Raw genomic sequence first — 1,470 nt, 5'->3', positions numbered from 1 at the left:
CAGGGCGAGCAGCAGCGCGGAGTCCCGGGAGCGCTCGTGGGCGGAGCCGGCCACGGCGGCGCCGAAGCCGATCGCGGCGAGCACGGCGGTGACGAACGCGACGGCCAGCAGCGCGTTCTGCGGGGCGGCCCCCACCGGGTCGCCGAGTCTTCCCTCGGAGGCCTCGTCGTAGAGCCGGATGTCCTGGGAGCCGGGGCCGGCCCGCAGGGCGGCGGCGGCCTCGGCCGGGGCGCGGTCGCCCGGCCCGGTGGCGGGCAGCCACCACTCGGCGTGACCGCCCAGTGCCCGGCCGTGGGCGGCCAGCATCCGCGCGGTGGTGGCCAGGTCGACGACCAGGGCCTCGGGACCGGCCGTCGGCACGGCCCGGACCGTCCCGGTGATCCTGACCTGGACGATCGTCCCGGCGAACGGCACCTGGACGACGTCGCCCGTGCGGGCGCCGGCGAGCTTCAGGTAGCCGGGGGTGGCGACGCCGGACAGGACGCTCGGAGCGTCCGTTCCCGCGGTGCGCACGACGGCCGGGACGGGGCCCGCCAGACCGGGCTTGGGGGCGAAGCGGACGGTGAACAGCCGCCCGGCGTCGGCCGGTTCGCGCCCTACGGTGATCGGCGGCGGAGTGCCGGTCGCGAGCTGCGGCCCTTCGGCCGTGCCTGCCGTCCAGGTGAGGCCGGCCGGCACCGGGACCTCGGTCGCGGGGCCGTCCGCGCTGTCCGAGACGGCCAGCCGGCGGACGGTCACCTCGCTCTCGGCGCCGCCGCCGAAGGAGGTGGTCGCGCCGACCAGGGTCAGCGGTGCGGCGACGGAGCCCGCCGGGGCGTCCACCAGCGCGCTCAGCGAGGCCGAGGCACGCTGCTCGCCGTCGGCCCGGAGCCCGGTGAACGGGACCTTGTGGACGTAGCCGAAGCGGTCCTGCAGCAGGAGGGCCAGCTGCGGCGGGACCGGCCGGACGGCCAGGTCCCGGACGAGGAGGTCGGCGTCGATCCGCAGTGGGCGGCCGGGCAGCGGCACCCCGGCCGCCGCACCGGTCGGGGCCGGCTGGGCGAGCCCGCCGAAGAGCTTCGCCCGGTCGGCCCCGTCGAGCAGGTCGTCGCGGACCGGGACGCGCGCGGCGAGGGCGGCGGAGTCCACCGCGAGCACCTCGCGCCTGCCGTTGGGCAGCAGTTCCTCCTCACGGTCGACGGGGACCAGCCGGTCGCCGCCGGACAGGCTGCCGTAGCGGCCGCCCTGGCCCATCAGCGCGCTGTGCGAGGCGGAGATCCGCAGACCGCCCGCCGTGTCGAAGGCGGCCTGGTCGCGCTGGGAGGCCGTCCAGGTGGCGTGCTGACCGAGCGCCAGCACGCCGGTGGCCACGGCCATGACCAGCAGCAGCACCGGCCCGGTGGCGCGGCCGGGCCGGCGGGCCAGCTGCCAGCCGACCATGGCCGGGCCGAGGCCTCGGCCGCGGGCGGCGAACCGGGCGCCGAGCCGGGC

1 pseudogene is annotated in these 1,470 nt (G+C 78.8%); it reads right to left on the bottom strand.

Going from position 1 to position 1,470, the window contains the following annotated elements:
• Positions 1–1,470 (bottom strand): annotated as a pseudogene (locus tag ACWD4P_RS38180) (hypothetical protein); the annotation flags it as partial.

This window comes from Kitasatospora sp. NPDC002543 (assembly GCF_053594915.1).
Note: the sequence above shows the minus strand (reverse complement) of the source record. Positions and strands in the feature narration are given on the sequence as shown.